Source organism: Phytobacter sp. V69 (assembly GCF_965644215.1).
GTDB lineage: Bacteria > Pseudomonadota > Gammaproteobacteria > Enterobacterales > Enterobacteriaceae > Phytobacter.
This window is the reverse complement of sequence record NZ_CBFFRL010000314.1, coordinates 1-3,653: the sequence shown is the minus strand read 5'-3', so window position 1 is coordinate 3,653 and position 3,653 is coordinate 1. Positions and strand designations below refer to the sequence as shown.

The following is a 3,653-nucleotide window of genomic DNA, read 5'->3' as shown; positions in this document are numbered from 1 at the left end:
ATTCAGGCAACCGTCTGTGGTGTTTGCAGAGCTAAGATTGGCGGCTTAGCGTTGCACTTCGGAGTTGAATCCGCCGAAAGCTTCAATTTCAATGATTACCCGCTGCGTTTCTCTTGCTCTTCTGGTTTCCGCAGCGCCGTCGGTTAATGCTGCGACGAACTGGATGGAGGCACGCGGTGATGCTATGGGTGGCACCGGCGTGGCATCCGCGCACTACGGTACAGCTGCTCTGTCTAACCCTGCTCTGTTAACTACGTCCGGACCAACCGATGATTTCAGCCTGGTGCTGCCATCGGTGGGCGCCCAGGTCTCTGACCCGGATAAAACCGTGGATAAAGCGGATGATGTTAAGGACCTCTGGGATCGTTTCGACAGCGCCGTCGCTAATCAGTCCGGTGTCAGCGAAAGCGCCGCGGCACTCAAGAGTAAGCTTCAGGATTTGAAAAACACACATGCGAACGGCCAGGTCGGGGCTTCAGTTATTGCAACTGTGCCGAACCAGACACTACCGTTCGCCGTTGTGGTGAAATCATGGGGTACTGTCTCTGTTGATGGTAAGGTCAGCGATCACGACCTGGAATACCTCGACAAGGTCGCCGATGGCACAATCCCCCCTTCTGCAGTGGATACTGACTCACTTACGTCAAGAGCCTACGGTCGTGCGGCTGTGATCACCGATGTCGGCGTGGCCATGGCGCATGAGTTCGAAACTGCAGGACATGCCTGGTCCTTTGGTATCACACCAAAATACCAGCGCGTTGACCTGTTTAACTACAACGTTTCCGTCAGTAATTTTGACAAAAACGACATTGACTCCAGCGAGTACCGCAATACCAAAACCGGTTTTAACGCCGACGTCGGTCTGTCCACAAACCTGAACGATAACTGGACTCTCGGTCTGGCCGTACAAAATATCATCCCCCGCTCAATCGATACCAAAGAAGTAAATGGTGAAAAGGGAACGTTCAAGATTAAACCGCAGGCCACTGCCGGCGCCTCATGGCACAACAGCTTCATCACAACCGCGCTCGATGTCGACCTGACTGAGGCGAGTGGTTTCACCAGTGATAATAAGCGTCAGTTTGCAAGTCTGGGTGCCGAGATTAATGCCTGGAACTGGATGCAGGTGCGCGCGGGTTACCGCCAGAACATGGCTTCCGGAGAAGGCAATGCTTTCACTGCCGGCCTGGGGTTCTCTCCGTTTGATGTGGTTCACCTGGATATCACGGGCATCGCAGGCACTGATCGTACCTACGGGGCGGTTGCACAACTTCAATTCACTTTCTGATCCAGCAAAATGAAGGGGCTGTTTACTGACAGCCCTGGAAGTCCTCAGGAGAACACTATGAAAAAACTCATTCTTTGCTCAGGTATCTCTTTTGTACTTATGGCTCTTGCTGGGTGTAGCCAGAACCAGCTCAATCAGTTTCAGCGGCAACTGTCAGATGTCAGCACGATGATATCACCTGGTGAACAGCATCCTTCTGAAAAACAGGCTGAACGTAATGAGATTGCCCAGGCATTCAGCCTGCCAGTCGGCGTAGATACTGCTGCACTACGCCTGAAGCAGCATTATGGTTTTCCTTCTGATGAAGACGTTTCAGCCGCAAGAAACAATGGTCAGGGAAATGCTGGCTGGTCAGCATCGGCAATTTCAGAAGGTGCCAGTTGGTCAGCCCAACCTGGGTCTTATTATCGCATGAGCCGGAACTGGGCAGCTAATGATCGTCTGACAATAGAAGTCACAGGCGGTGCTAAACGCAGCAACGTGACCGCAATTTATCGTTCCTCCAATCCGGAGCATCTTAAACCTGAATGGACCGCGCGCCTGTGGAAACAAATTCCGGAAGTCGCACGCGGTACGAAGGTTAGTCGGGAGGTCGGGCAATGAGCAAGTCACCTTCTCCACGGCCGCAGGAGACTGATATGTCCAGTTTACCAACTGGTGAAAATATCAAAGCCATTGAAAAGCTAATTAGCGATGCCTCAGAGGTTATTGCAAAGCGAGAGCGCTCAGTCAGACGTGCAGAACGAAATCTGGAAATAGCCGAAGACCACCTTGCAGACCTGGAAAATCAGAGAGATGAACTCGTCATAGCGAGCTGGGGAGATGCTCCCAATTGGCATGGAATATTTAATATGAGTGAGGATGCCTCAACTACCATGCGAGCATACCGTGATAAATGGGTCGGTACGATCGCAGGTCTGCGTCTGACTGCCTTCGGCAATATTTATACCGGACAGTCAGTTTACGGGGTTGGTTTCACAACAAAGTCTGAAGAAGAACTGGAGCAAACAATCCAGATGGTGGAGTTTGTTCTGCCGTATCTTATTGCTGATGAGCGAAAAGAAAAATCATTAATGATTTATAACTACCCCGCGGTGGACTGCTGCCACAGCTTCGTTTTTAATATCGAAACAGGTACATATGGCATCGCCACAGATCGCTTTATGTCACGTCAGGAAACGATGGAGTTTCCCTCACTGGAATTCGCACTTCGTCATCTCCAGGCAAACACCTTAATAGACGATGTAGATAAACTGAAAAGCCTGAACGATGAGGTGACGGAATGAAAGATGTGTACTGGGTAGTCGAAGCCAACGGGAAGGAAATTGGCGCTATGACACTGGATGAGTTTGAATACATCCACAAGTCCGTGAAGGCAAACTGGATGAACAGGATCGTTGCCGTTATCAGGTTTTTCTTTTTCCCTGCATATAAGAAAACAGGCCTGTACTGGCCTGAAATTGAAGAGGAAGTAAAAGCACTTTTGCAGGTCAGAACTGATGCTCCGCTAACCATTAAATTCGTTCGCGGAGAAATGCCAACTCAGATAAGACTACTATAGCGGCCAGTAGCAAGATGCTGCCTCATCAACCATTCAATCTCTATACCCAATAAAAAAGCCCCCGGGAGGGAGCTTTTTATTATTCAGGCGGCCTGATTCAGGACATGACGTAAACGACCGGGCCAGTTGCCCTGGTAATGCGCAAACGTATGCAACACACGACGGCGTTCATCGCAAAGAGAGTTGCCAATAACCACTTCACCTGGCACTCCACACAGCGTTAACTGAATATAAGCCATCCCCGCAGCCAGCGGATCGATATCAGTAGCTGAAACCCACAAATACCGGTGTGGTGAATAACCGGCATCGCGCAGCACAGTGGCAAATGCGAGCGCCATACATCCCGCGCCACAGGCTGGCTCCGCCAGGGTAATAAAAGGCTTGTCCGCAAAATTATCAGCAACGTTGCCGAGCTGCATGCGCGCCATCATGATGCCCACATCCCATGGGGTAAAAAACTGACCACGATATTTATCACCCAGTTCAAGCTGCATGAAAACCTGTCCAAGAAAATCCCCCGGTGAATCATCCAGCCCATTGACTACATGGGCCAGCAATTCTGCCATACGGACTACATCCTTCTTTTCATAACGTGCAACTATGCGCAGATATTTCTGCTCCCGCTTTTCGCAGAAACTGAGGGCATTCTGAAGAGCAATAACGCTGCAACTGATGAAGTCTTCAAAAACCTGATGTCGATGGTGATAACGAGCAGTCTGGTTGAAAATGTTAGCAGCAATGGAATAGTGACCCACCCCAGCAGCTGAATTTTGACCCTGGGGTTAAGCTGCTCTCTCTGAAAGG

5 protein-coding genes are annotated in these 3,653 nt (G+C 50.3%); 4 read left to right on the top strand and 1 reads right to left on the bottom strand.

Annotated elements, in window-relative coordinates:
- Positions 1 to 91 precede the first annotated feature (91 nt).
- From ACSZPU_RS24320 to ACSZPU_RS24305, 4 genes are read left to right on the top strand one after another with little or no spacing between them, the layout of a single operon-like run.
- A complete protein-coding gene (locus ACSZPU_RS24320; protein ID WP_231912862.1) occupies positions 92 to 1,288 on the top strand; it encodes a conjugal transfer protein TraF in 1,197 nt (398 codons plus the stop codon).
- Positions 1,289 to 1,345: 57 nt separating this feature from the next.
- Positions 1,346 to 1,891 (top strand): hypothetical protein, encoded by a 546-nt coding sequence (locus ACSZPU_RS24315; RefSeq protein ID WP_499004136.1) that lies wholly within the window; start codon positions 1,346 to 1,348, stop codon positions 1,889 to 1,891.
- A 35-nt stretch (positions 1,892 to 1,926) separates the two neighbouring features.
- Positions 1,927 to 2,574: a hypothetical protein gene (locus ACSZPU_RS24310; protein WP_499004134.1), complete on the top strand. Its 648-nt coding sequence runs from the start codon at positions 1,927 to 1,929 to the stop codon at positions 2,572 to 2,574.
- On the top strand, positions 2,571 to 2,849 hold the full coding sequence (locus tag ACSZPU_RS24305; protein WP_152043835.1) for a hypothetical protein: 279 nt from the start codon (positions 2,571 to 2,573) through the stop codon (positions 2,847 to 2,849). The genes ACSZPU_RS24310 and ACSZPU_RS24305 overlap by 4 nt, the downstream gene beginning before the upstream one ends.
- An 83-nt stretch (positions 2,850 to 2,932) precedes the next feature.
- Here the strand turns inward: ACSZPU_RS24305 and ACSZPU_RS24300 are convergent, their stop codons facing one another.
- Entirely contained in the window at positions 2,933 to 3,604 is a 672-nt protein-coding gene (locus ACSZPU_RS24300; protein WP_499004132.1) for a DNA methyltransferase family protein, read from the bottom strand.
- Positions 3,605 to 3,653 lie beyond the last annotated feature (49 nt).